General features: G+C 65.7%; 17 protein-coding genes. 9 read left to right on the top strand and 8 right to left on the bottom strand.

Annotation, left to right across the window (positions count from 1 at the left end; all coding sequences use genetic code 11):
- The first annotated feature begins 52 nt into the window (after nt 1-52).
- Nucleotides 53-2575: a DUF6543 domain-containing protein gene (locus WCE05_RS04400; protein WP_368815506.1), complete on the top strand. Its 2523-nt coding sequence runs from the start codon at nt 53-55 to the stop codon at nt 2573-2575.
- Nucleotides 2576-2578: 3 nt separating this feature from the next.
- Here the strand turns inward: WCE05_RS04400 and WCE05_RS04395 are convergent, their stop codons facing one another.
- Nucleotides 2579-3442 carry an ABC transporter ATP-binding protein gene (locus WCE05_RS04395; protein ID WP_225786681.1) on the bottom strand — a complete coding sequence of 288 codons (864 nt, stop codon included), beginning with the start codon at nt 3440-3442 and terminating at the stop codon, nt 2579-2581.
- Entirely contained in the window at nt 3439-5019 is a 1581-nt protein-coding gene (locus tag WCE05_RS04390) for an ABC transporter permease (RefSeq protein WP_368815505.1), read from the bottom strand. The genes WCE05_RS04395 and WCE05_RS04390 overlap by 4 nt, the downstream gene beginning before the upstream one ends.
- 297 nt (nt 5020-5316) lie before the next feature.
- Here WCE05_RS04390 and WCE05_RS04385 point away from each other — a divergent pair, with 297 nt between their 5' ends.
- Together WCE05_RS04385 and WCE05_RS04380 are read left to right on the top strand one after the other, a co-directional pair.
- Nucleotides 5317-6360 carry an ABC transporter substrate-binding protein gene (locus tag WCE05_RS04385; protein WP_225786679.1) on the top strand — a complete coding sequence of 348 codons (1044 nt, stop codon included), beginning with the start codon at nt 5317-5319 and terminating at the stop codon, nt 6358-6360.
- 36 nt (nt 6361-6396) lie between these two features.
- Nucleotides 6397-7302, top strand: a complete 906-nt coding sequence (locus WCE05_RS04380) for a TauD/TfdA dioxygenase family protein (protein ID WP_368815504.1) — start codon at nt 6397-6399, stop codon at nt 7300-7302.
- A 45-nt stretch (nt 7303-7347) separates the two neighbouring features.
- On the opposite strand, the gene WCE05_RS04375 is transcribed toward WCE05_RS04380, so the two are convergent.
- Nucleotides 7348-8262 carry a LysR family transcriptional regulator gene (locus WCE05_RS04375; RefSeq protein ID WP_225786677.1) on the bottom strand — a complete coding sequence of 305 codons (915 nt, stop codon included), beginning with the start codon at nt 8260-8262 and terminating at the stop codon, nt 7348-7350.
- 192 nt (nt 8263-8454) lie between these two features.
- On the opposite strand from WCE05_RS04375, the gene WCE05_RS04370 reads away from it, so the two are divergent.
- The 5 genes from WCE05_RS04370 (at nt 8455) to WCE05_RS04350 (ending at nt 17173) form a co-directional block, all read left to right on the top strand.
- Entirely contained in the window at nt 8455-10794 is a 2340-nt protein-coding gene (locus tag WCE05_RS04370) for a TonB-dependent receptor (RefSeq protein ID WP_368815503.1), read from the top strand.
- 17 nt (nt 10795-10811) lie between these two features.
- Entirely contained in the window at nt 10812-12488 is a 1677-nt protein-coding gene (locus WCE05_RS04365) for an aryl-sulfate sulfotransferase (protein WP_368815502.1), read from the top strand.
- A 398-nt stretch (nt 12489-12886) separates the two neighbouring features.
- Nucleotides 12887-14329: an NADP-dependent succinate-semialdehyde dehydrogenase gene (gene gabD / locus WCE05_RS04360; protein ID WP_225786674.1), complete on the top strand. Its 1443-nt coding sequence runs from the start codon at nt 12887-12889 to the stop codon at nt 14327-14329.
- Between the two features lie 184 nt (nt 14330-14513).
- A complete protein-coding gene (gabT, locus tag WCE05_RS04355; protein WP_225786673.1) occupies nt 14514-15791 on the top strand; it encodes a 4-aminobutyrate--2-oxoglutarate transaminase in 1278 nt (425 codons plus the stop codon).
- 140 nt (nt 15792-15931) lie between these two features.
- Nucleotides 15932-17173, top strand: a complete 1242-nt coding sequence (locus tag WCE05_RS04350) for a response regulator (RefSeq protein WP_253080306.1) — start codon at nt 15932-15934, stop codon at nt 17171-17173.
- Between the two features lie 153 nt (nt 17174-17326).
- Here the strand turns inward: WCE05_RS04350 and WCE05_RS04345 are convergent, their stop codons facing one another.
- The 3 genes from WCE05_RS04345 to desA form a co-directional block, all read right to left on the bottom strand.
- The gene (locus WCE05_RS04345) at nt 17327-17782 is read right to left on the bottom strand and encodes a type II toxin-antitoxin system PemK/MazF family toxin (protein ID WP_225786671.1); all 456 of its coding nucleotides are present in this window, start codon (nt 17780-17782) and stop codon (nt 17327-17329) included.
- Between the two features lie 186 nt (nt 17783-17968).
- Entirely contained in the window at nt 17969-18958 is a 990-nt protein-coding gene (locus WCE05_RS04340) for a sensor domain-containing diguanylate cyclase (RefSeq protein ID WP_225786864.1), read from the bottom strand.
- A gap of 142 nt (nt 18959-19100) precedes the next feature.
- Nucleotides 19101-20285 (bottom strand): delta-9 fatty acid desaturase DesA, encoded by a 1185-nt coding sequence (desA, locus tag WCE05_RS04335; protein ID WP_253080305.1) that lies wholly within the window; start codon nt 20283-20285, stop codon nt 19101-19103.
- 268 nt (nt 20286-20553) lie between these two features.
- On the opposite strand from desA, the gene dibA reads away from it, so the two are divergent.
- Nucleotides 20554-22449 carry a phosphodiesterase DibA gene (gene dibA / locus WCE05_RS04330; protein ID WP_253080304.1) on the top strand — a complete coding sequence of 632 codons (1896 nt, stop codon included), beginning with the start codon at nt 20554-20556 and terminating at the stop codon, nt 22447-22449.
- 39 nt (nt 22450-22488) lie between these two features.
- On the opposite strand, the gene WCE05_RS04325 is transcribed toward dibA, so the two are convergent.
- Entirely contained in the window at nt 22489-23133 is a 645-nt protein-coding gene (locus WCE05_RS04325) for a methionine ABC transporter permease (protein WP_225786668.1), read from the bottom strand.
- Nucleotides 23123-24232, bottom strand: coding sequence for a methionine ABC transporter ATP-binding protein (locus WCE05_RS04320; protein WP_368815501.1), 1110 nt, complete (start codon nt 24230-24232; stop codon nt 23123-23125). The genes WCE05_RS04325 and WCE05_RS04320 overlap by 11 nt, the downstream gene beginning before the upstream one ends.

Raw genomic sequence — 24232 nt, 5'->3', positions numbered from 1 at the left:
AGGGAGAGCGTGTGCGCCTAATCGAGGATCCTTCTCGACCAAGGATCTTCACATGGCAATCGATAGTGAACACTACGCACGCAGCCTGGCCTCCCTGGGCGATGCGCGAGCGGTGATGGACAAGGCCCGTCGATACCTTGCGGCCTGGCCCGACCCCTACCGCTTGGCCCATGAAGCGGCGGGCGTCTATCTGCGTGAGCATACCGGCCAGGCGCTGGACCCCGACAACGTCTGGTGGCACGTATTCGACAGCGGTGTCAGTGCCCCGACGTTCACCGGCTGGCGCCATGCCGGCCCGCCGCGCTGCTCGATGCGTTTCACTGAACTGTTGATCCACCGCTTCGCCGGTGGCTTTCAGGCAGCGCCCGACGTGCTGCCCGTGTTCGGCGGGTTCTACACGCGGGCGGCCGGTGCGGGCGAATATGGCGTTGACGATCAAGTGGCGCTGCTGCCGCAGGCGGTGATGGATGATTTGTGGCGGCTGGATTTCGCCTCCGTGATGCGTGCCCGTGTCGAGCGCTTCTGGGGCGAGGAGGGCGAAGACTTCGCGCTACTGGCCAAGGCGCGTTTCATCGCCGCGATCGACGAAGGCGTGCGGGCCGGGCTGCTGGAAAGGCGTGATCGCAGGCACTTGCTGGCCTGGCTCGGCTTCGAGGCCGGGCAACCGCTGACGCTGGCGCGGCTGGCGCGCTCCGGGCATGGGCCCGGCACGAGCGTGCGACACTACACACCGGGCGCAGGGCACCTGTTCACGTTGAGCCACGAGTCAGGCCGCGTCGTGCTCTACGCGCCGACCCTGGCCATGCCCTTGCGGGCATTCGCCAACCACGCCGCGATGCTGACCTGGATCGCCCAGCGCCTGGCCGGGAGCGACGGGCAGGCTTGGGTAGACGCCCTGTACAGGGTGGACCAACGGGCGCCGGTGGCCGAGCGGCGGGGCCGGTTGCAGATGCTGCGCCAGCGTGTTGGCTCGTTCACCACGCCGACGTGGCCCTTTGGCGAAGGCCGCGAGTTGATGCTGCCGGACCTTTTCGACACCCTGCAGCTGTGGGCGAAGGCCGACCTCAACACCGTCCTGCACAACCTGGTCGGCAATGCCGAACTGCGCAAGCAGCTCTGGCGCGGCTACCTGGGCGCGTTCATCCAGGTGTTCGGCATTTTCGCGGCTGCAGCCTGGCCGATCGGCCTGGCCATGCTGGGGGCCGGTACCGCGCGCATGGTGCTGGACATCGACATGGCGGTGCGTGCTCGATCCAGCGGGGCACGCGACCGGGCTATCCTCGAGGCGTTCGGTGATGCGCTGGTCGTGGTGTTCTCGATCATCGACGCAGGCCTTGGGCTCAAGGCCCTGGTCCACCCGTATCCGCCACATTGGTTGCGGCTCACACCGCAAGCCTGGGAGCCGGTCGAGGATGCCCGGCAGGTAGCAGAGCGCCTTGGGCTGCTCGACAACAACCGCGTGCCCACGGAGCCACCGGGTAAGGGCGGCCCACTCGAAGGTGTGATGCTCGACGACGATGGCGCTACCTGGATCGAAATGCAGGCGATGTCCTTGCCGGTGCGCTATCACGCCTCGCTGTCCTGCTGGATGGTCGTGCAAGACCTGGATGCCCTGGAGCCGAGCCTGCTGGTGCGTCGGGGCCGGGACGGCCGGTGGCGGTTGTATGCACCGGGCGGCGACATGGATGGGCTGGTGAGGCAGTTCTGGGACACCTACATGCATGCCGACAGGCGATCGAGCGACAGCCTGTCGCGTGCGCTCCTGGCCCGACAGGCCGCACATCTGGAAGAGGCAGGCCTGCCCGTTTTCGAAGGGCACATGGCGCAGGCGGACCGCTTCGGCCACCACTTCGTCGAGCGCGATGGGGTGCGCTTCTATACGTTCAGGCAGGAGGGCGAGTTCCATAACGACCTGGTCATGGAGTACAGCGGCCACATGGCCAAGGTCAACGACCTGTTCAGGGGCGAAAGGTCACGGTTGCAAGGGATCGCGCAAGACGAGCTGCGCGATTTCGTCGAGCGTTTGGCCGACTCGCTGGAGCAGTTGCCCAAGAGCAAGGCTTCGCTGCTCTGGCGAGGAGGGCGCAGCCCGCGCGTCAGCCTGGGGGCCCGTTACCGCGCCGGTGAGATCAAGGCCGGCGACCTGTTGGTCAGCACCGACATCACGTCCTTCACCAGCAATCCCTTCATCCCGCGCCGGTTCATGTTGCCGCCGGACGTTGCCGACAGCCCGCTTGCGCAGGCGTCAGCCTGGTTCGACGACGATACGGTGCTGTACGAACTGGTCGGTAGCGAAGAAACCAGCGGCGCACCGGTGGCGCCGATGTCGCTGCACTGGCAGGAGGCGGAGGTCCTGTTCCTCCCTGGGCGGTGCTTCCGTATCGACGGGGTCGGCGAAGTGCGGGGCGAGCACTACCGCTTCGTCACGTTCAGGCTTCGCGAAGTGGACAGGCCCTTTGGCGAGCCTGTCCATGAGCTGCGCACCGGCCAGGTGTTCGACCGTCAGGCCTATGCCGGGCGCGTGGCCGACGAGGGGCTGGTAGAGCGCTTCTTTCCCGCTGCGCGATGGCGTTGAACGCTACAGGGCGATCAACTCGGGGCGCAGGCTCTCGATCCTGTGCACGGGCGCCGGCAAGTAGCCCTCGCCGCCGGTGATCTGGTGCAGCACCTTCTCGCGTAAACCGTGCAGGGCCACGCCGGTGCGCTGGCGCGGGTGCGGCAGGTCGATTTCCACCACCGCCTTGATCCGCCCCGGACGTGGCTCCAGCACCACCACCCGGTCGGCCAGGTAGGTCGCTTCCTCGGCATCGTGGGTGACCAGCAGGGTGGTGATGCCGGCACGTTCGCGGATCGCCAGCAGCTCGTCCTGCAATTGCTGTCGGGTCAGGGCATCGAGGGCGCCGAACGGCTCGTCGAGCAACAGGATGCGCGGGCTGGCCACCAGGCCACGGGCGATCGCCACGCGCTGGGCCATGCCCCCGGAGAGCTGGTGTGGGTAGGCCGACTCGAAGCCCACCAGGCCCACCAACTGGACGAACGCGTGCACCTTGCGGGCACGCTCGCCCTGGGTGAGCTTCTCGTTGACCAGCCCCAGGCCGATGTTCTGCTCCACGGTCAGCCAGGGGAACAGCCGATGTTCCTGGAACACGATGCCGCGTTCGCCGCCGATGCCGCTGACGGGCTGGCCATCGACGCGGATGCTGCCGCTGTAGTCGGTGTCCAGCCCCACCAGCAGGCGCAGCAGGGTGGACTTGCCACAACCGGAGGCACCGACGATGGCGATGAACTCGCCCTCGTCTATCGTCAGGTCGAAGTCGCGGATGGCTTCGAAGGGCTGGCCGTCCACCGAGAAGACCTTGCCGACCCGCTCGAAGCTGACCAGTGGCGGAGTGACGTCGGGTTGGTTGGCCGCGTGCAGGGCCGAGGTGTTGAAAGCGTTCATGCGGTTCTCCAGCGCGTGGCGCGTGATTCGAGGCGTTGTCCGAGGCTGCCCAGCAGGGCGCCGACCAGGCCGATCAAGACCATGGCGGCCATCACCTGGTCCATGCGAAACAGCTGTTGGGCGCCGAGCATGAGGCTGGCGATGCCACCATCGGAGGGCATGAAGTATTCCGCGCCGAGGGTGCCCAGCCAGGCATAGATGAGCGACAGGCGCAGGCCGGCGAAGATCGACGGGGCCGCACCCGGCAGCACCAGCAGGCGCAGGCGTTGCGGCAAGCCCAGGCGCAGCGCGCGGGCCGCCTCGCCCAGTTGCGGCGAGAGGCTGGCGATACCGCGCTGGGTGGCGATGAACAAGGGGAAGAACGCCGCCAGGGCGACGAACACCACCTTGGCCCCTTCGCCCAGGCCGAACCAGGCGGTGAGCAGCGGCACCCAGGCGAACAGCGCTACTTGGCGCAGCGCCGACAGGCTTGGCCCGAGCAGGCGCTCGGCCACCGGCGCCAGGCCCAGCAGCAAGCCCAGGGCGAAGCCTGCACCACCACCCAGCAGCAGGCCGACGAGGCTGCGCTGCAGGCTCAGGTACAGGGCCTCGGGCAGCGAGCCGTCCGCCAGCCCTGCCAGCAGGCTGCGCAGGACCTCCAGCGGCGAGGTGAGGATGTTGCCGTCGACCCAGCCGAGGCTGTTGGCGGCCTGCCACAGCGCCAGTAGCGCCACCGGCAGCAGTAGGCCCTGCCAACTCCGTGGGGCGGTGCTGCGCGGTTGCTCGCCCATGGCCGGTTGCGGCCAGTACAGCAGGCGGCGCTCCAGTGTCGAGAAACCACGGTCCATGCAGGCGCCGACCAGGCCGATCAGCAGGATGCAGAGCAACACCAGGTCGAGCATGAACAGCTGCCGCCCCCAGACCATCAGGTAGCCGATGCCTTCGCTGGAGGCCAGCAACTCCACGGCCAGCAGCGATGTCCAGCCGGTGGCCAGGGCCAGGCGTACGCCGGCGAGGAAGGCGGGTAGGGCGGCCGGTAGCAGCAGGCGCAGGAACAGCAGGTGCGGCGGCAGGCGCAGCACGGCAGCGGCTTCGCGCAGCTTGGGCTGGGCATCGCGCACCCCGACCAGCGTGTGCAGCGTCACCGGCACGATCACCGCCTTGACCAGCACCACCAGTTTGAGCAACTCACCGATGCCGAAAAACAGCATGAACAGCGGAATCCAGGCCAGCGTGGGGATTTGCGCGAGGGCCACGAACGTCGGCAGCACCAGCGCCTGTGCCCGACGCGACGCGCCAAGCCAGGCCCCCAGCAACAAGCCACTGGCGATACCCAGCAAAAGGCCCCAGAACAGCCGTTGCAGGCTGATCCACAAATGGCTCCATAGCTCGCCTGCGCCGAATTCCTGCGCGCTCTGCCAGACCAGCGCCGGCGCCGGCAGGATCTGTTCGTTCATCCAGTGCAGGCGGCTGGCCGTGACCCACAAGGCGGCCAGGGCCAAGGGCAGCACCCACGGCAGGAGGTGAGCGCCTGGAGTGGCGAAAGCGCCAAGCGCCCCCCGCAGACGCCATGGACTCGTGCTCAGGATTTCGCTCATCAGGCATCCCTCGAAGCGTTTTTGATTTATGCGTTTATGGAATTAAAAATTTACTAGATCGCTGATCAAGGGATAAGAGCATGGGCCGGTGGTACGTGGAAGCCCTGTGCCGTTGCGTTTTCCTCATATTTTCCATGCGCGTTGCGCAAGCCCGTCGCGAAGGCGCATGTCGCCTGATTTATGTCTTTTGGTTACTAAAAAATGAAGTTTTGATCTTTGTCGGTTCTAATCCGGACAGCCTAGCTTCTGGGCAAAGCGCCGGCCATCGCCGGTGGCAGCCTGCCAAGGAGCCTTGTCATGAACACGCCCTTTCGCCACTTGCTCAGTGCCTTCGGACTGCTGAGTGCATTCGCCCTGAGCGCCCAGGCCGCCGATACGGCCAGGCCGGACAGCATCCGTATCGCCGTGCCTGACCTCAGCGCCGGCAGCAAGCCCAGCGCTGGAGGCGTGGTGGATGTGCTGCGTGACCAGCAGTTGCTGGAAAAGGAATTCGCCAAGGACGGTATCCGTATCGAGTGGCGCTTCTTCAAGGGCGCCGGGCCGGTGGTCAACGAAGCCCTGGCCAACGGCCAGGCGGACTTCGCCTACCTGGGCGATCTGGCGGCGATCATCGGCAAGGCCAATGGCCTGGATACCCGCGTGCTGTCCGCCGGGGTACGTGGGGTCAAGAGCTACCTGGGCGTGGTGCCTGGCTCGGGTATCCACAGCCTGCACGACCTCAAGGGCAAGCGCGTGGCGGTGTTCCGTGGCACCGCCAACCAGCTGTCGTTCGCCAGCGCACTGGCCAGCCAGGGCCTGTCCGAGCGCGAGCTGAAGGTCATCAACCTCGACTTCAACGCGGCCAACGCCGCCTTGGCAGCCAAGCAGATCGACGCCACCTGGGGCCTGTCCAGCCTGCTGTCGCTGCGCGAGCGTGGCCTGGTCGAGTTGCCGGTGAACTCGCGCGACCTGGAGGGGGCCGGCAGTACCCAGTCGGTGTTGCTGGGCACCGGCGAGTTCATCCGCCAGCACCCTGACCTGGTGCAGCGGCTGGTCAATGCCCAGCAGCAGGCGGTGCAGTGGCTGCGAAACGAGCACAACCGCGACGCCTACATCGAGCTGGTGGCGAGCACCGCCAACTGGCCGCGCTCCATCCTGAGCGACGACCTGGCCCAGGAGGACCTCGCCCACTACTTCGATCCGCGCCTGGATGCCGAATTCGTCGGCCTGCTGCAGCAGGGCGTGGACCTTGCCGCCAAGGAACGCCTGATCCGCCGTGGCTTCCAGGTGTCCGAATGGATCGAGCCACGCTTTCTCGATGCCGCCCTGCAACAGGCCCGGGCCGTGCAGGCCGTCCGCTGAACCCGCAACCCCATCATCGACCGTGAGGAGCACGACATGAGCAACGCTGCATTGGCCGCCGCGCCACAGATCCCCGAACTCGACATCCAGCCGGTCGCCGGCCGTATCGGTGCCCAGATCCGGGGCGTGAAACTGTCCGCCGACCTGGACGCCGCCACCCTCGACGCCATCCAGGCCGCCCTGGTGCAATACAAGGTGATCTTCTTCCGGGGCCAGGACCACCTGGACGACCAGGGCCAGGAAGCTTTCGCCAAGCTGCTCGGCGAGCCGGTCGCCCACCCCACCGTGCCGGTGGTCGATGGCACCAGCTACCTGCTGCAGCTCGATGGCGCCGAGGGCCAGCGGGCCAATTCCTGGCACACCGACGTGACCTTCGTCGACGCCTACCCCAAGGCCTCGATCCTGCGCAGCGTGGTGGCACCGGCCTCGGGGGGCGACACGGTGTGGGCCAACACCGCCGCGGCCTATCAAAGCCTGCCTGAGCCGCTGCGCGAGCTGGCTGACAAGCTCTGGGCGGTGCACAGCAACGAATACGACTATGCCGGTGCCAAGCCGGATGTCGAGCCCGAGAAGCTCGAGCGCTACCGCAAGATATTCACCTCGACGGTGTACGAGACCGAGCACCCGGTGGTCCGTGTGCATCCGGTCAGTGGCGAGCGGGTGCTGCAGCTGGGGCACTTCGTCAAGCGCATCAAGGGGTACTCGCAGGCCGATTCGGCCTACCTGTTCTCCTTGCTGCAGGGGCACGTGACGCGCTTGGAGAACACCGTGCGCTGGCGTTGGCAGGCCGGTGACGTGGCGATCTGGGACAACCGCGCGACCCAGCATTATGCGGTGGATGACTATGGCACCCAGCCACGGGTGGTGCGCCGGGTGACCTTGGCGGGCGAGGTGCCGGTGGGGGTGGATGGGCAACTGAGCCGGACCATCCGCAAGGGGTGAGCCGGTCAATGGATCCTGGGGCCGCTGCGAAGCGGCCCCTGCCAGCTACACCTCTTTGTCACAGGCAATCAATTGCCTGACCAACCCCTGTGCCAGCGCCGACAACCCATACCCCACCCGGCTCACCACCCCATAACGGGTGTAGAACGCTTCCTCCTGCTCCGGCGCAAGGTCGGCAAGCTCCAGTGCCACCAACCCCCCTTCCCGCTGGTAAGGCCGCAGGTTCGCGCTGCAGGCGATGCCCAGGGTGTCCGAATGCAGCACCACGTTGAGTAGCGCATAGCCATGCTCGCATTCCACGCTGGGCAGGAAGTCCTGGCGGCCGCTGAGGTCGCCGAGGACCTTGCGGATGTTCGGCGGGCGGAAGGTGGTGGCCAGGGGGTAGTCGAACAGGTCGCGGGCGTGCACTTCGGCACGCTCGGTCAAGGGATGCCCGGCCCGGCAGCAGAAATGCCAGCGCTGCGGGGTCAGCTTGTGCACCTGGTAGTCCGGGTCGGCCTCGAACTGGCGGGTGTCGGCGACGAAGAACTCGATCTCCTCGGCGACCAGCCTGCGGTTCAGCGCCTGCCAGTTATCCACCTGGAAACAGGTACGCGCTGCCGGGTACTCGGCGACGAAGCGCGCCACCGCCCGAGGGACCAGGCCCCCAGCCGGCGCCGGGCCGGAACCGAAGCGCACCACCCCGGTGGTGGCGCCGTTGAACTGGTTGATCTCGTTGACCAGGTTGTGCGCCCCGTGCACCAGGCGCCGCGAGTGTTCCAGCACCAGCAGGCCCTGGCGGGTCGGCGCCAGTTCCTTGCTGGCGCGGTCGACCAGGCGGCAGCCGACGTTGTGTTCCAGCGTCTGGATGCTGCGGCTGAAGGCCGATTGCGACAGGTTCACCGCCGCCGCCGCCGCGACGAAACTGCGGTGCTCGACAAGGGCGATGAAGTGGCGGAGCTGGCGGAGATCGATATGCATTTTCTACATGGAAACTTTCGGTCGAATGCAATTGCTGATGAGGGTCTCGATCCTTATAAAGGGAGTTACTTATTCCACAAAATATGAATTACAAATATTTATATCTCTTAAAAGAATATAAGCCTGCCTGACCGCGATTCGGTTCCGCCAACGGAAATGCTCGCCAGGGCCCATGCCTCAAGGAGCATTTGCATGTCCCGACTTCACCGTTGGCCAGCCCGCGTGTCGCTGTTCTCCCTGCAACCCTTGGCCGCCGGCGTGCTGCTGGCCACGGCCGGCGGCAGCTTCGCCGAGCAAGCGCCGGTCGACGTGGCCCCGGCGGCCCAGCAGGACGCCAGGCTCGGCACCGTCACGGTCAATGCCCGCCGCCGTGAGGAGACCGCCCAGAGCGTACCCACGCCGATCAGCGTGCTCGGCAGCGAAACCTTGGAAACCCAGCGGATCTACCGGGTCCAGGACCTGCAGCAACTGGTGCCGAGCACCAATGTCGCCTACGTCCATGCCCGTCAGTCGAGCATTTCCATTCGCGGCCTGGGCAACAATCCGGCCAGCGACGGCCTGGAAGGCAGCGTCGGTGTCTACCTGGACAACGTCTACCTGGGCCGCCCGGGCATGGCGGTGTTCGACCTGCTCGACGTCGAGCAACTGGAAGTGCTGCGTGGCCCGCAGGGTACGCTGTTCGGCAAGAACACCACTGCCGGGGTGCTCAACATCACCACCCGCAAGCCGACCTTCCACCGCGAGGGCAGCATCCAGTCGTCCCTGGGCGAAGACGGCTACTGGCAGACCCAGGGCAGCTTCTCCGGGCCGCTCAGCGAAACCCTCGCCGGGCGCATCAGCGCCTACCACACCGAGGACGACGGTTATGTGAAGAACGTCTACAACGGCGACGACCTCAACGGCGGCAAGCGCCAGGGCTTTCGTACCCAGTTGCTGTTCGCGCCGAGCGAGACCTTCAACCTGCGCTGGATCGGCGAATACAACGAGGAAGACTCCAACAACGGCATCCTCAGCCTCTACAGCACCGGGCCGACCATCAACGGCGTCAACCGCTACGAGAGCCTGGCGGCCCAGGCCGGCGCCACGCTGGTGTCGGGCAAGGACCGCAAGGTCAATTTCGACGCCGACCAGATGGTCAAGGTATTCCAGGGCGGCACCTCGGTGGAGGCCAACTGGACCCTACCCAACGATTTCACCCTGACCTCGATCACCGCCTACCGTTGGTGGGACTTCACCCCGCGCAACGACGACGGGCTCAACGTGGCAGCCGCCCACAATGCCGGCGTCTCGGTCCGCGACAAGCAATACTCCCAGGAGCTGCGCCTGGCCTCGCCCACCGGTGGGTTCTTCGACTATGTGCTGGGCGCTTACTACTTCAAGCAAGACCTGGACAACAAGTCCTTCACCTACTTCGGCCCCCAGGCGGACATCTGGAACCTCACCCCGGCCGGTGCCCTGGCCAATGTCACGACCCTCGGCGACGGCCACATCGACACCGACAGCTACGCGCTGTTCGCCCAGGGCACCTGGCACCTGTCCGAGCGCCTGGACTTCACCGCCGGTGTACGCGGCACCTACGAGGAAAAGAGCGCCTGGGTCACCCGCGACGCGCCGATCGGTGGTGCGGCGGTGACGGGTGGGGCGGCTGCCGCGCGCCAGGGCCGGGTCGGCGCCTACGACTCGGGCGACCTCAACCAGTACAGCTTCAGCCCTTCCGGCCTGCTCAGCCTGAGCTACCGCTTCAGCGACGAGGTGCTCGGCTACGCCAGCCTGTCCCACGGCGAGAAGTCCGGTGGCATCAACCTCACCGTAGGTGCCGCGCCGCGCCTGGGCACCGACTCGCTGCTGGTCGGTACCGAGCGGGTCAACAACGCCGAGCTGGGGATCAAGAGCACCCTGCTGGACAACCGCCTGCAACTCAACGCCAACCTGTTCTGGGCCGAGGTCCATGGCTACCAGGCCAACGTCTATGACCAGGTCAACCGCGTGCAGTACCTGGCCAACGCCGGCAGCGTGCGTTCCCGGGGCCTGGAGTTCGAGGCCATGGCGCTGCCGCTGCGCGGCCTGACGCTCAACGTCAACGGCTCGTGGAACGACGTGCGCTACACCGAGTACGACGACGCCCCATGCCCGCCGGAGGTGAGCCTGGCCGACGCCACCGCCACCTGCGACCTGACCGGGCACCAGGTGGTCGGCGCCTCCAAGTACATCGCCAACTTCAATGGCCAGTACAGCTGGCAACTGGCCGAGCGCATCGAGCCCTACCTCACCGCCAGTTACGCCTTCCGCTCCAGGGCGGTGGGCACCATCGACGACTCCGACTACGGGCAGATTCCCAGCTACGCCATCGTCAACCTCTCCGCCGGCGTGCGCCTGGACCAGGGCGACGGTGTCCTCGATCTGTCGCTGTGGGTGAAGAACGCCGGCGACAAGACCTACTTCACCAGCCTGTGGAACTCCGCCAACGGCGGTTATGCCGGCGTGCTCGGCACGCCGCGCACCGTCGGTGCCACAGCCCGCTACGACTTCTGAGCACAAGGAGCTTTGCCATGAATGCCAAGACCGAAACCCCACGCCTGCCCGAAGGTGCCTGCATCACCGCCAAGGTCCCCGACCACGATGAGGCGTTGCTCGGTGACGTGGTGGTCAATCCCTATCGCCTGGCGCCGCTGACCGCCATCATCCGTGACGGTGGCCGCATCCTCGGCGCGGTCCACGTACGGGTGCTGGGCCGTGGCGAGCGCGGCGTGGACATCGCCTACGCGGTGTCCGACCGCTCGCTGTGGACCTACGGCGGCATCCCGGTGTTCGGCCTGTACCCGGATCACGTCAACCAGGTGGAGGTCACCTACAAGCTCGATGGCGAGCGCATTCGCGAGCGCTACGAAATCTACGCGCCTGCCGTGCGCCTGCCGGTGGTGGCCAGGCAGACGGCCGCCTTGCCCGAGGTGGAGCCGGTCAAGGTCGCGCCAGGCTTCGAGCAGCGCCTGTACCTGTTCAACCACCTGCTCGGCGACATCCCGGGCGGGCGCGCCTTCAAGTGGAACGGCCTGGGTGGCGCTGCCGAGTGGGACCAGGTCGGCAACAATTGGATCGCCGACAGCAATGGCGACGTGCGCTGGTACCTGGACATCGAGCAGATCCACGACTCCAACCGCCGCGACGGCCTGGGCGGCACCATGGGCTTCCAGCAGACCCGCGATGGCAAGCTGATCTGGGGCCAGGGCCAGACCTACTCCAAGTACGACCTGCTCGGCCGGCGTATCTGGCAGCGCAGCCTGCCGGACAAGTTCGCCGACTTCTCCCACGAGATCCGCGAGACCGCGCACGGCACCTACCTGCTGCGGGTCGGCACCAGCGACTACCGCCGTCCGGACGGCAAGCGCGTGCGTTCGATCCGTGACCACATCATCGAAGTGAACGAGGCCGGCGACGTGCTGGACTTCTGGGACCTCAACCAGATCCTCGACCCGTACCGCGGCGACTTGCTGGAAACCCTGGGCAAGGCGGCGATCCAGCTACCGGATGGCGTGCAGAAGCAGGACAGCCGGCTGGCCAACGAGCTGGCCGAGGGCGAGCTGCCGTTCGGCGACACGCCGGGCGTCGGCACCGGGCGCAACTGGGCCCACGTCAATGCCATCGACTACGACGCCGATGACGACAGCATCATCGTTTCAGCCCGTCACCAGGGCGTGGTGAAGATCGGCCGCGACAAGGCGGTGAAGTGGATTCTCGCCTCGCCCCAGGGCTGGCCGGCGCACCTGAAGGCCAAGGTGCTGACCCCGGTCGGCAGCGACGACTTCGACTGGTCCTGGACCCAACACACCGCCTGGTTGACCGGGCAGGGCACGCTGACGGTGTTCGACAATGGCTGGGGACGTGGCTTTGCCCCGACGAAACTGAGCGGCAACTACAGCCGGGCGGTCGAGTACAGGATCGACGAGACCAAGGGAACGGTCGAGCAAATCTGGCAGTACGGCAAGGAGCGGGGCGAGGCGTGGTACAGCCCGATCACCTCGGTGGTGGCGTATCGGCCGGATACCGACACCCAGTTCATCTATTCGGCGTCGGTGGGCTACCTGACGCCACAGAAGCTGACCACCACCGTGCTCAATGAGGTGCGCCGAGGTACCCAGGAGGTGCTGGTGGAGCTCAAGGTGCACAGCCGCCAGCCAGGGAGCGTCGGCTACCGGGCACTGGTGATCGACCTCGCCAAGGCGTTCTGACCCTGCCGGGAGGGCCGTCGGTCCTCCCATCACGATGTCTCCTGGCCCATGGTCTAACCTTCACTGGCCCTTTCGCGGGCACGCCCGCTCCCACAAGCTTCGAGCCGATCACACATCAATTGTGGTTTGCAGGGCCCTGCGGGGGCCACGAAGGGGGCTCATGCCTCACCGCCGATCTGGAAATTCCAGCCCGGTGTTCAACCATTCGTTCTTTTTTTCGAACAGCCTATTGTCCAACACCCCAGCAGCCGCTTAGCATTCGTTTGAGATTTCAAACGCTCACTGCCCAGGCGTTGAACACCCTTGGTGCAAGAATTCCTGACGGCAGCCCCTTGGGGCGCCTTTTCAACAATCAATAATTCGCCCCGTGCGTGCACGGTGCTTTAAGGGAAGCCGACATGCAGCTCAAAGACGCTCAGTTGTTCCGCCAGCAAGCCTTCATCAACGGTGAATGGCTGGATGCGGACAGCGGTCAGACCATCAAGGTGACCAACCCGGCCACCGGCGAAGTCATCGGTACCGTGCCGAAGATGGGCGCCGCCGAAACCCGCCGCGCCATCGAAGCGGCCGACAAGGCCCTGCCGGCCTGGCGCGCACTGACCGCCAAGGAGCGTTCGAACAAGCTGCGCCGCTGGTTCGAGCTGATGATCGAGAACCAGGACGACCTGGCCCGCCTGATGACCACCGAGCAGGGCAAGCCGCTGGCCGAAGCCAAGGGCGAGATCGCCTACGCCGCCTCGTTCATCGAGTGGTTCGCCGAGGAAGCCAAGCGCGTCTACGGCGACACCATCCCGGGTCACCAGCCGGACAAGCGCCTGATCGTCATCAAGCAGCCGATCGGTGTCACCGCCGCGATCACCCCGTGGAACTTCCCGGCCGCGATGATCACCCGCAAGGCCGGCCCGGCCCTGGCCGCCGGTTGCACCATGGTCCTCAAGCCTGCTTCGCAGACCCCGTACTCCGCCCTGGCCCTGGTCGAGCTGGCCAACCGTGCCGGCATCCCGGCCGGTGTGCTGAGCGTGGTCACCGGCAGCGCGGGCGAAGTCGGCGGCGAGCTGACCGGCAACTCGCTGGTGCGCAAGCTGTCCTTCACCGGCTCGACCGAGATCGGCCGCCAGCTGATGGAAGAGTGCGCCAAGGACATCAAGAAAGTGTCCCTGGAGCTGGGTGGCAACGCCCCGTTCATCGTGTTCGACGACGCCGACCTGGACAAGGCCGTCGAGGGCGCGATCGTCTCCAAGTACCGCAACAACGGCCAGACCTGCGTCTGCGCCAACCGCATCTACGTACAGGACGGCGTCTATGACGCGTTCGCCGAGAAGCTCAAGGCCGCCGTGGCCAAGCTGAAGATCGGCAACGGCCTGGAAGAAGGCACCACCACCGGCCCGCTGATCGACGGCAAGGCCGTGGCGAAGGTCCAGGAGCACATCGAGGACGCCGTTGGCAAAGGCGCCAAGGTGCTGTCCGGCGGCAAGCTGATCGAAGGCAACTTCTTCGAGCCGACCATCCTGGTCGACGTACCGAAGACCGCCGCCGTGGCCAAGGAAGAAACCTTCGGCCCGCTGGCCCCGCTGTTCCGCTTCAAGGACGAGGCCGAGGTCATCGCCATGTCCAACGACACCGAGTTCGGCCTGGCCTCGTACTTCTACGCCCGTGACATGAGCCGTGTGTTCCGTGTCGCCGAGGCCCTGGAATATGGCATGGTCGGCATCAACACCGGCCTGATCTCCAACGAAGTCGCGCCGTTCGGCGGCATCAAGGCCTCGGGCCTGGGTCGCGAAGGTTCCAAGTACGGCATCGAGGACTACCTGGAGATCAAGTACCTGTGCATCAGCGTCTGATCACGGGCTGACAGTTTTTACCTCTGCCAGCGGGGCGCGAGAGCGACGTCTCGCTGGTCTTTTTTACACCGCGGTACCTGGTGGCCAGGGCGTTCATGACAGTCGATCAACGCATGCTGCTCATGCACGGATCCAGCCACCCCCGAATAACAGCGCCGTCAGCGTCGGCGCGAATGAGGGCACTATGAGCAAGACCAACGAATCCTTGATGCAACGCCGTGTCAACGCCGTCCCACGTGGCGTTGGCCAGATCCACCCGATCTTCGTCGACACCGCGAAGAACGCGACCGTGATCGACGTTGAAGGCCGCGAACTGATCGACTTCGCCGGCGGCATCGCAGTACTGAACACCGGCCACCTGCACCCGAAAGTGGTGGCGGCCGTGCAAGAGCAGCTGACCAAGGTCAGCCACACCTGCTTCCAGGTTCTGGCCTACGAGCCCTACGTAGAGCTGTGCGAGAAGATCAACGCCCTGGTGCCAGGAGACTTCGCCAAGAAGACCCTGCTGGTCACCACCGGTTCCGAAGCCGTTGAAAACGCCGTCAAGATCGCCCGTGCCGCCACTGGCCGTGCCGGCGTCATCGCCTTCACCGGCGGTTACCACGGCCGTACCATGATGACCCTGGGCCTGACCGGCAAGGTCGTGCCGTACTCCGCTGGCATGGGCCTGATGCCAGGTGGCATCTTCCGCGCCTTGTACCCGAGCGAGCTGCACGGCGTCAGCGTCGACGAGTCGATCGCTTCGATCGAGCGTATCTTCAAGAACGATGCCGAGCCTAAGGACATCGCTGCGATCATCCTCGAGCCGGTCCAGGGCGAGGGTGGTTTCATCCCGGCACCGAAAGAGCTGATGCAGCGCCTGCGCGCCCTGTGCGACCAGCACGGCATCCTGCTGATCGCCGACGAAGTGCAGACCGGCGCTGGCCGTACCGGCACCTTCTTCGCCATGGAGCAGATGGGCGTCGCGCCTGACCTGACCACCTTCGCCAAGTCCATCGCTGGCGGCTTCCCGCTGGCCGGTGTGTGCGGCAAGGCCGAGTACATGGACGCCATCGCCCCGGGTGGCCTGGGCGGTACCTACGCCGGTTCCCCGATCGCCTGCGCCGCGGCCCTGGCCGTGATCGAAGTGTTCGAGGAAGAGAAGCTGCTCGAGCGCAGCCAGGCGGTGGGCGAGCGCCTGACCGCTGGCCTGCGCAAGATCCAGGAAAAGCACCCGATCATCGGTGATGTCCGTGGCCTGGGCTCGATGGTCGCTGTCGAAGTGTTCGAGAAGGGGACCCACACCCCGAACGCTGCCGCGGTCGCCCAGGTCGTGGCCAAGGCACGCGACAAGGGCCTGATCCTGCTGTCCTGCGGCACCTACGGCAACGTCCTGCGTATCCTGGTGCCGGTCACCGCGCCGGACGAGCAGCTGGACAAAGGCCTGGCGATCATCGAAGAGTGCTTCGCCGAGCTGGCCTGAATGTGACAGGCGTTAGAAAAAAACCCGCTTCGGCGGGTTTTTTTTTGCACCCTCGATGCGGCTGGGCGCTATCGTAGGCGGATGGATTTGCCTTGGAAGCTGCGAAGGATCGTGTGTCAAGGATTACCCAGGAGCCACTCATGAGCGCTGCCGACCCCATCCCGCCTTGTATCCTGATTGCCGAAGGCGATCCGTGGGTGCGCGACATGCTTCGCGACATGTTGCTCAGCGTGCGCTGCGACGCCCGCCTGCAGGTCTGCGCCAACGGCTCCGAGGCCTTGGCCGCGCTGTCGAGCAAGCCTGACCTGATCATTGCCGCCCGTGAGCTGGCCGGGGTCGATGGCCTCGACCTGTTGCGCAACGTGCGTGCCAAGGGGTACAAGCCGTCCCTGCCGTTCATATTGATGAGCGAGCGCACCGACAGCGCCAGTGTGCATGAGGTGCTACCGTTCCACCCCACCGCCTACCTGGGCAAACCCCTCGACCTGGCCAACCTGCGCAAGCGGTTGGAGAGCCTGTTGCTGGCGGTTGGCGAGCAGATTGCCTGCCCGACGCCGTCCTTGCAGCCGGGCATCCGCCTGTCGGCGTTCCTCGAGCAACGCCGTGTCACTGCCGATGGCGGGCCGCTGTTCGCCGATGTGCAGGTGGCGATCAAGCGCGCCCTCAACCCCCATGGGCTGAACCTCAAGGTGCTCGAGGAAGAGGTACGCAACGATCCGCAGATCACCGGCGTGCTGATCGCGGCGGCCAACAGCGCCGCACTGCATCGCGAGGCGCCGGTGCAGACCCTGCTGCAGGCGCTGAACAAGCTCGGCAGCACCCAGAGCATGAACCTGATCCTGGGCCTGGCGCTCAAGCGCAGCGCTCGCCTGAGCGACCTGTTGCTGGCCCGGCATGCCGCTCACTACTGGGACCTGTCCCTGCACACCGCCGAGTACGCCCGCAGCCTGGCGCGCATGCTCGAGCTGGATGAAGGCCGCTGCTACTGCGCCGGACTGCTGCACTGCCTGGGCGACCTGGCCGTGCTGCGTTGCCTGCAGGAATGGCGCCTGGCCGGTGGCGAGCTGGACGAGGACCAGGTGCAGTTGTCGCTGAACGCGTTCGGCGCCGCCTTCGGCTCGGCGCTGCGCACCCGCTGGCGGCTGCCGCTGAGCCTGCGCGAGCTGATCGCCGCCATCTACCAGTTGGGTGGCGGGGTGTATTCGCGGGAGATCCTGGCAATGAACCTGGCCGGGCAACTGGCGCGGCTGCCGGCGGAGCAGGGGATGGAGAAAATCGCCGACAGCAAGACGGCACGGTTGCTCAAGCTGGGCTTGCCGGAGCTGGGGCGGTTGCGCAGGGTGGAGAAACAGGAGATCGTCCAGCCGGAGGCCAACCGGTAGATCCCGTGTGACAGCCCAGGATCTTGAGAAAACAGGGGGTTCTGAATGGCGAAACCCAGCCTAGGCTGGGTTTCGCAGGTCCCTCTAAGGGGAATAAAGCGCTGAGTGCCTCTAAGGGCTACGGGGCCACGATAGGGAAAAGCTTGGATCCTGTCAATTTTTGAGCAGGGAGCTCGCATTCATCACCTTCACCACGGCGCGTTGGACTCGCTCGACAACCTCGCGTGCCACGACTTGCTCAAGAAAACCGCGGCCGATGGTCCTGGGCTTGAACAAGCGCTCCCGGCTCACCTGGGCGACCAAGTCAGCCTTGGCCCAACGTACCTGTTGCTTGAAATACGGGAGATCCTCGATCAGGTCGGCAGAGAACTGCACATGCCATCCTCGGCTCAGCTTGCCGGGATCCTTGGTGGTCGAGAGTGGAACGACAATACAGGCATTCGAATCGATTTTTCCATTGAGCACCATGACAAGCCGATTTTTCACCATTTCCGGTTTAAGGCGGAAGTCGTACCGACTCGATGCTGAAACAACATCGCCTTGATCTCGATACTCGCCGTAATTGCATTCCAGCACCTGCCCTACTTTTGGCTCGAACCTAATTGCCATGTTCCACCCTGAGCAGTTGTTAAGCGGCTCATGGTGTCATAACGGGAACAGCTTCCGATTGCTCTAGGAATGCCTCACGGCAATTAAAGAATATTCCCCTTTGGAAGGTAACCAAAGGGAGTAAGACATTTCTGAGCTTGCTAGATAATGGATCCAAATGGGCAAGTATGGCCATTCGGGGCTGGCTCACCCCAGCACGATCTGGTTCTTGCCCTGCCGCTTGGCCTGGTACATGGCTGCATCGGCCCGGGCGAACAGGGCTTCGAGGGTTTCGTCGGTGTCGTTCAGGCCAGTCAGGCCCTGGCTCACGGTGACGCCATACACCTGCTGCCCATGGCTGAAGCTCAGGCGCTGGATCTCGCGTTGCAAGCGTTCGGCGATGTGCTTGGCGACTTGGGCGGTGCAGCCGGGGAAGACCGCCGCGAACTCCTCGCCACCGATACGCCCGAACAGGTCGCCCCGGCGCAGCACGGCCCTGCCGCTGTCAGCGATACGTTGCAGCACCTGGTCGCCTTCCTGGTGGCCGTAGCTGTCGTTGATCTGCTTGAAGTCGTCGATGTCGAGCAACAGGAAGGCCAGGGGCGAACCCTCCTCGCGCGCGGCCTCGAAGGCTTGGCGGGCGCATTCGAAGAAGTGCCGGCGGTTGCTGCTCTGGGTCAGCACATCGGTGGTGGCCAGGCGTTGCAACTCGCCTTCGAGCTGCTTCTTCTCGGTGATGTCCTCGGCGATACCGACGATGATCACCCGCTGTTCGTTTTCACGTTGCTGGTTGATGAAGCATTTGTCGCTCAGCCAGCGCACTTGGCCCGCGGCATTGATGATGCGGTACTCGCGGTCTTCCACCGCGCCCTTGAGCAGCACCTGGGCCAGGCTGCGCTCGGCGTAGTCCAGGTCGTCGGGGTAGATGCTGTCGCGCCACTCGTTGTAGTCGGCCAGCACCAGGCTGGCCGGGCGCCCGAAGATACGTTCGTAGGCTGGGCTGACATACAGCACCTGGCGGGTCTCCCAGTCGAAGGCCCAGAGCACGGCATTGAGGCTGTCGAGCAGCGAGCTGTAGAGCTGCTCGCGTTCGCTCAGGCGAGCCACTTCGCCCTGAGCGTGCAGCAGGGCGAGCAGGGTCTGGGCGGCTTCGGGCGGCGGGTTGCCGCAGAGGGGCGGGGTGAAGTCTTTGGCCATGAGCACGGAACGGTTCTCGGCATGAAAGCGTGCGGCCACGATCCGGCCCGCCACGCGGGCGATGTGCCGGATTTGAGTGGAAGGCAGGGGACGAAGTTCCGGGGTGGCCCGCCCCGTCGCGGGGCGGGCCGATCAACGGTGCTCAGGCCCCGGCAGGGCGTAGGGAGTAGGTCTTGAGCTGGCCGGCGAAGTCGCGCAAGGCCTGGATACCGCTGGCCTCGGCCTCATGCACCCAATCCTTCATGGCGGCGAGCATGTCGTGGCCGTTGGCGCTGGTACGGGCCCAGATCTGCTGCAGGGCCAGGCGTTTTTCATAGATGGTCTTGAGCGCCTGGCTGTGGGCCAGCATGGACTCGATACGTACGTGATGGCGGTCCTGCAGCAGGCTGGTTTCCCGCGACAACAGGCGCTTGGCGCGGCGGAAGCGGTGGCGCATCGAGGCATCGACCCGGGCCAGTTCCTGCTTGACCAATGGCGCGATCACCAGCTTGCGGTACTGGGCCATGATCTGGAAACGGTTGTTGAGGATCGCCATGGCCGTGTCCATGTCCAGGTGCGCCTTGCCCTCGACGCGGTGGGCGATGGGCGCCACACGCTGCACCTTGGCCAGGCGCAGCAGGCACAGCAGGCGGATCCACATCCAGCCGATGTCGAACTCCCAGCGCTTGACCGACAGCTTGGCCGAGTTGGGGTAGGTGTGATGATTGTTGTGCAGCTCCTCGCCGCCAATGACGATGCCCCAGGGCACCAGGTTGGTGGCCGCGTCGCGGCATTCGAAGTTGCGGTAGCCCAGCGCATGGCCCAGGCCGTTGACCACGCCAGCGGCCCAGAACGGAATCCACATCATCTGCACTGCCCAGATGGTGATGCCGATGGTGCCGAACAGCAGCAGGTCGATCAGTGCCATCAGCGCCACGCCGCCGAGCCTGTAGCGCGAATAGAGGTTGCGTTCGATCCAGTCGTCCGGGCAGTTCTTGCCGTAGATGCGCAGGGTCTCGGGGTTGCGCGCTTCCTCACGGTAGAGCTCGGCGCCCTTGCGCAGCACGGTGCCCAGGCCCTTGTGCAGCGGGCTGTGCGGGTCGTCGGGGGTTTCGCACTTGGCGTGGTGCTTGCGGTGCACCGCGGTCCACTCGCGGGTGTTCTGCGCGGTGGTCAGCCACAGCCAGAAGCGGAAGAAGTGCTTGAGCCCGGCATTGAGCTCCAGGGCGCGGTGGGCCGAGTAGCGATGCAGGTAGAGGGTGACGCTGACGATGGTCACATGGGTCATCAGCAGGGTGACGCCGACCAGTTGCCAGGCCGACAAGTCGAGCAAACCGTTGTACCACATAGGTGTAGAAGCCCTCGGAAACACAGGGGAACAGCGTCGGCAATTATCCCCTGGCGGGGAAATAAAGCCAGTCGCCCGTTGCGAGGGTGCCAGCCCTGTCGCGGGTGCGCGCGCTCCCGCACGAGGTCGTGCAGCCCCCGTGGCAGCGGGCTTGCCCGCGAGCAGGGCAGATGAAATCTGCAACCTATTTCTAATGCCGGGAATTAAGTCACGGCATGTTTCCGCCTTTATAATGCCCCATCCTTTTTCATGGGCTTACCCACCCGACATGTCTGTTTCCGTTCGCGACGCCCTGCGCATGGCGGCGTTGTACCTGGTGCTCTCGATTCTCTGGCTGGTGCTGTCCGAACAGGTGCTGCGCGGCCTTTCCGATGACCCGACGGTGCTGGCCGTGGGCCGCCAGGCCAATGTGCTCGTCTGGGTGCTGGTCAGTGCCTTGCTGATCTTCGTCTCGCGTGCCCGCCTGCTCAATTTCATCGGCATCGGTGCGCGCCTGCGCAGCGAGGACCGTGAGCGCCTGCGCATGGCCGCGGCGGTGTTCGACAGCACCCTGGAGGGCGTGTTGGTGACCGACCGCGACGGCCTGATCGTGCACGTCAACCGGGCCTTCATGCGCATCACCGGCTACCAGCAGGACGAGGTGATCGGCCAGCGCCCTAGCAAGTTCAAGTCGGGCCACCACGGTGCGCCGTTCTACCAGCAGATCTACGCCGCGCTGGCGCAGAAGGGCGAGTGGAGCGGCGAGATCTGGAACCGGCGCAAGAGCGGCGAGATCTACCCGCAGTGGCAGACGATCTGCGCCATCCGCGACGACAGCGGCGCGGTCAGCCACTATGTGGCGGTGTTCAGTGACATCAGCGCGATCAAGCACTCCGAACGGGAGCTGGCCTACCTGGCGCACCACGATCCGCTGACCGGCCTGCCCAACCGATTGCTGTTCAACGACCGGGCCGAACAGGCCCTGGCCGCCGCCCAGGCCAACAAGCGCGGCTGTGCCTTGTTGCTGCTGGACCTCGATCATTTCCAGAGCATCAACGATGGCCTTGGCCACACCATCGGCGACCAGTTGCTCAAGCTGGTCGGCGAGCGCCTGCGCGACATCCTCGGCCATGGCGTGACCCTGGCGCGCCTGGGCGGCGACGAGTTCGGCGTGCTGGCGGAGAACTGCCCACAGGTCGGCCAAGCCGCGACCCTGGCGCAGACGATCATCGAGCGCATGCGCGAGCCGTTCGTCTTCGACGACAATCGCCTGTTCATCAGCGTCAGTGTCGGTATCAGCCTGTTCCCCAGCGATGCGCTCGGCGCCGAGCAACTGCTGCGCAATGCCGATTCGGCGCTGTTCAAGGCCAAGAGCAATGGCCGCGCCTGCTACGCCCTGTACACCGAGGAACTGACCGCCCACGCCCAGCACCGGGTCGAGACTGCCGGCGAGTTGCGCCGTGCCCTGGAGCACGAAGAGCTGCGTGTGTACTTCCAGCCGGTGCACGACCTGTGCAGCGACAGGATGGTCGGGGTCGAGGCGTTGGTGCGCTGGCAGCATCCGCTACGGGGGCTGGTGTCGCCGGGCGAGTTCATCCCCATCGCCGAGCGTACCGGGTTGATCGCCGAGATCGATGCCTGGGTGCTGCGCCAGGCATGCCGGCAGATGGTGCGCTGGCAGGGCGAGGGGCGGCAGCTGGCGTTCGTCGCGGTGAACATTTCCAGCCGCCTGTTCGGCCAGCGCGATCTGTACCGGCAGGTGGCCGAGGTGCTGCACGACACCGGCATGGACCCGGCGCTGCTGGAGCTGGAGGTCACCGAAAGCGCGGTGATGGAAGATCCGGAGGTGGCTCTGGAACAGTTGCACCGGCTGCGCGAGCTGGGCCTGAGCCTGGCCATCGACGACTTCGGCACCGGTTATTCGTCGTTGCTGCGGCTCAAGCGATTGCCGGTGCAGAAGCTCAAGATCGACCAGGGCTTCGTCGCCGGTCTGCCCCATGACGAGGATGACATCGCCATCGTCCGGGTGATCATCGCCCTGGCCCGCAGCATGGGCATGCAGGTGCACGCCGAGGGGATCGAGCAGGCCGAGCAGGCTCGCTTCCTGCTGGAACAGCAATGTCACCTGGGGCAGGGGTACTGGTTCGGGCGGCCGGTACCGGCACAGGCGTTGCGCTGGGACTGAGGCCGGTCCGGGGCCGCTCCGACCAGTAGGGGGAAGGCTTCAGCGCTTGTTCAAGCCCTTCGCCAACCGATCCCCACCCAGCTGGATCAACGCCACCAACGCCACCAGCATGGCGATCACGGTCAGCATGACCTGGCTGTCGAAACGCTGGTACCCATAGCGATAGGCAATATCCCCCAGCCCGCCCGCGCCGATGGCACCGGCCATGGCCGAGGAGTTGATCAAGGTCACCAGGGTGATGGTGAAGCCGCCGACGATCCCCGGCAGTGCCTCGGGCAGCAGCACGTGCCAGACGATGTGCCAGCGCCGGCACCCCATGGCCTGGGCCGCCTCGATCAGGCCATGGTCGACCTCGCGCAGGCTGACCTCGGCGATCCTGGCGAAGAAGGGCGTGGCGGCGATGGTCAGCGGGACCACGGCGGCCCACACGCCATAGGTGGTACCCACCACCAGGCGGGTGAAGGGGATCAGGGCGACCATCAGGATCAGGAACGGGATCGAGCGGAACAGGTTGACGAACGCACTCAACACACGGTTCAGCAACGGCGCCTCGAAGATCCCGCCCTTGTCGCTGGTGACCAGCAGCACCGCCATCGGCACCCCGACCAGCAGGGCGATCAGCGACGACACGCCGACCATCAGCAAGGTATCCAGCAAGCCCTGGAACAGACGCTCAAACCACATAGCCCAGTACCTCCACCTCATCGGCCCAGCGACGGGCGCGCTCCAGCAATAGCGGCAGTGCATGGGGCGAACCCTGTACCGACAGGATCAGTTGCCCCACGGCCCGCTCGCCGATGGTCTCGATGCCGCCCTGGAGCAGGCGCACGCGCCCGCCCAGGGCACTGAACAGCTCGGACAGTTCCGGCGCGCCCAGCAGGCTCAGCCTGAGTACCAGCGCCGCATCGCTTGCGCCGGGGCTGGTGCGCAGGTTGGCCTGCAAGGCGGCGGGCAGCTTGGCTTGCAACGGCGCGAGCAAGCTGCGGGTGACCTCGTGCCGCGGTGCGCCGAACACCTGCCAGACGTCGCCCTGCTCGACGATCTGCCCACGTTCGAGCACCAGCACCCGGTGGCAGATGTCGCGGATCACCGCCATCTCGTGGGTGATCAGCACGATGGTCAGGCCCAGGCGCTGGTTGATGTCGCGCAGCAGCTCGAGGATCGAGGCGGTGGTTTCCGGGTCGAGCGCCGAGGTGGCCTCGTCGCACAGCAGGATTTCAGGGTCATGGACCAGCGCCCGGGCGATGCCCACCCGCTGCTTCTGCCCGCCCGACAACTGCGCCGGGTAGACGTGGTGCTTGTGCGCAAGCCCCACCAGCTCCAGCAGTTCGCGAACCTTGCGTTGGCGCTCGGCCTTGGCCACGCTCGCCACCTTCAGCGGCAACTCGACGTTCTGCCAGACAGTCTTGGCCGACATCAGGTTGAAGTGCTGGAAGATCATGCCGATGCGCCGGCGCAGCGCGACCAGGTGGTCCTCGTCGAACGGCGCGATGTCCACCTGGTCGATCAGCACCCGGCCCTGGGAGGGCTGTTCCAGGCGGTTGATGGTGCGTAGCAGCGATGACTTGCCGGCGCCGCTGCGGCCGATGATGCCGAAGATCTCGCCGCGGCGGATGTTCAGGTCGATGCCCTGCAAGGCGGGCTGGGCCTGGCCCGGGTAGGTCTTGCCCAGGCCGACGAAGCGCACGTGGGCATCGTTCACCTCTGGGCGCAGGGCCTGCTCGCGGGCAGGGGCCGGCGAGGCTTGCGCGGTGGGCGCCCTGAGGGCGCTGGCGCTGCTCAT

This window comes from Pseudomonas sp. I2 (assembly GCF_040984075.1).
In the GTDB taxonomy this organism is placed as follows: domain Bacteria; phylum Pseudomonadota; class Gammaproteobacteria; order Pseudomonadales; family Pseudomonadaceae; genus Aquipseudomonas; species Aquipseudomonas guariconensis_B.
Note: the sequence above shows the minus strand (reverse complement) of the source record. Positions and strands in the feature narration are given on the sequence as shown.

What these genes read in the sequence shown, in the direction of transcription:
- WCE05_RS04400 (WP_368815506.1), top strand. Translation starts at nt 53, where the DNA reads ATGGCAATCGATAGTGAACACTACGCACGCAGCCTGGCCTCCCTGGGC.
- WCE05_RS04395 (WP_225786681.1), bottom strand. Translation starts at nt 3,442, where the DNA reads ATGAACGCTTTCAACACCTCGGCCCTGCACGCGGCCAACCAACCCGAC.
- WCE05_RS04390 (WP_368815505.1), bottom strand. Translation starts at nt 5,019, where the DNA reads ATGAGCGAAATCCTGAGCACGAGTCCATGGCGTCTGCGGGGGGCGCTT.
- WCE05_RS04385 (WP_225786679.1), top strand. Translation starts at nt 5,317, where the DNA reads ATGAACACGCCCTTTCGCCACTTGCTCAGTGCCTTCGGACTGCTGAGT.
- WCE05_RS04380 (WP_368815504.1), top strand. Translation starts at nt 6,397, where the DNA reads ATGAGCAACGCTGCATTGGCCGCCGCGCCACAGATCCCCGAACTCGAC.
- WCE05_RS04375 (WP_225786677.1), bottom strand. Translation starts at nt 8,262, where the DNA reads ATGCATATCGATCTCCGCCAGCTCCGCCACTTCATCGCCCTTGTCGAG.
- WCE05_RS04370 (WP_368815503.1), top strand. Translation starts at nt 8,455, where the DNA reads ATGTCCCGACTTCACCGTTGGCCAGCCCGCGTGTCGCTGTTCTCCCTG.
- WCE05_RS04365 (WP_368815502.1), top strand. Translation starts at nt 10,812, where the DNA reads ATGAATGCCAAGACCGAAACCCCACGCCTGCCCGAAGGTGCCTGCATC.
- gabD (WP_225786674.1), top strand. Translation starts at nt 12,887, where the DNA reads ATGCAGCTCAAAGACGCTCAGTTGTTCCGCCAGCAAGCCTTCATCAAC.
- gabT (WP_225786673.1), top strand. Translation starts at nt 14,514, where the DNA reads ATGAGCAAGACCAACGAATCCTTGATGCAACGCCGTGTCAACGCCGTC.
- WCE05_RS04350 (WP_253080306.1), top strand. Translation starts at nt 15,932, where the DNA reads ATGAGCGCTGCCGACCCCATCCCGCCTTGTATCCTGATTGCCGAAGGC.
- WCE05_RS04345 (WP_225786671.1), bottom strand. Translation starts at nt 17,782, where the DNA reads ATGGCAATTAGGTTCGAGCCAAAAGTAGGGCAGGTGCTGGAATGCAAT.
- WCE05_RS04340 (WP_225786864.1), bottom strand. Translation starts at nt 18,958, where the DNA reads ATGGCCAAAGACTTCACCCCGCCCCTCTGCGGCAACCCGCCGCCCGAA.
- desA (WP_253080305.1), bottom strand. Translation starts at nt 20,285, where the DNA reads ATGTGGTACAACGGTTTGCTCGACTTGTCGGCCTGGCAACTGGTCGGC.
- dibA (WP_253080304.1), top strand. Translation starts at nt 20,554, where the DNA reads ATGTCTGTTTCCGTTCGCGACGCCCTGCGCATGGCGGCGTTGTACCTG.
- WCE05_RS04325 (WP_225786668.1), bottom strand. Translation starts at nt 23,133, where the DNA reads ATGTGGTTTGAGCGTCTGTTCCAGGGCTTGCTGGATACCTTGCTGATG.
- WCE05_RS04320 (WP_368815501.1), bottom strand. Translation starts at nt 24,232, where the DNA reads ATGAGCAGCGCCAGCGCCCTCAGGGCGCCCACCGCGCAAGCCTCGCCG.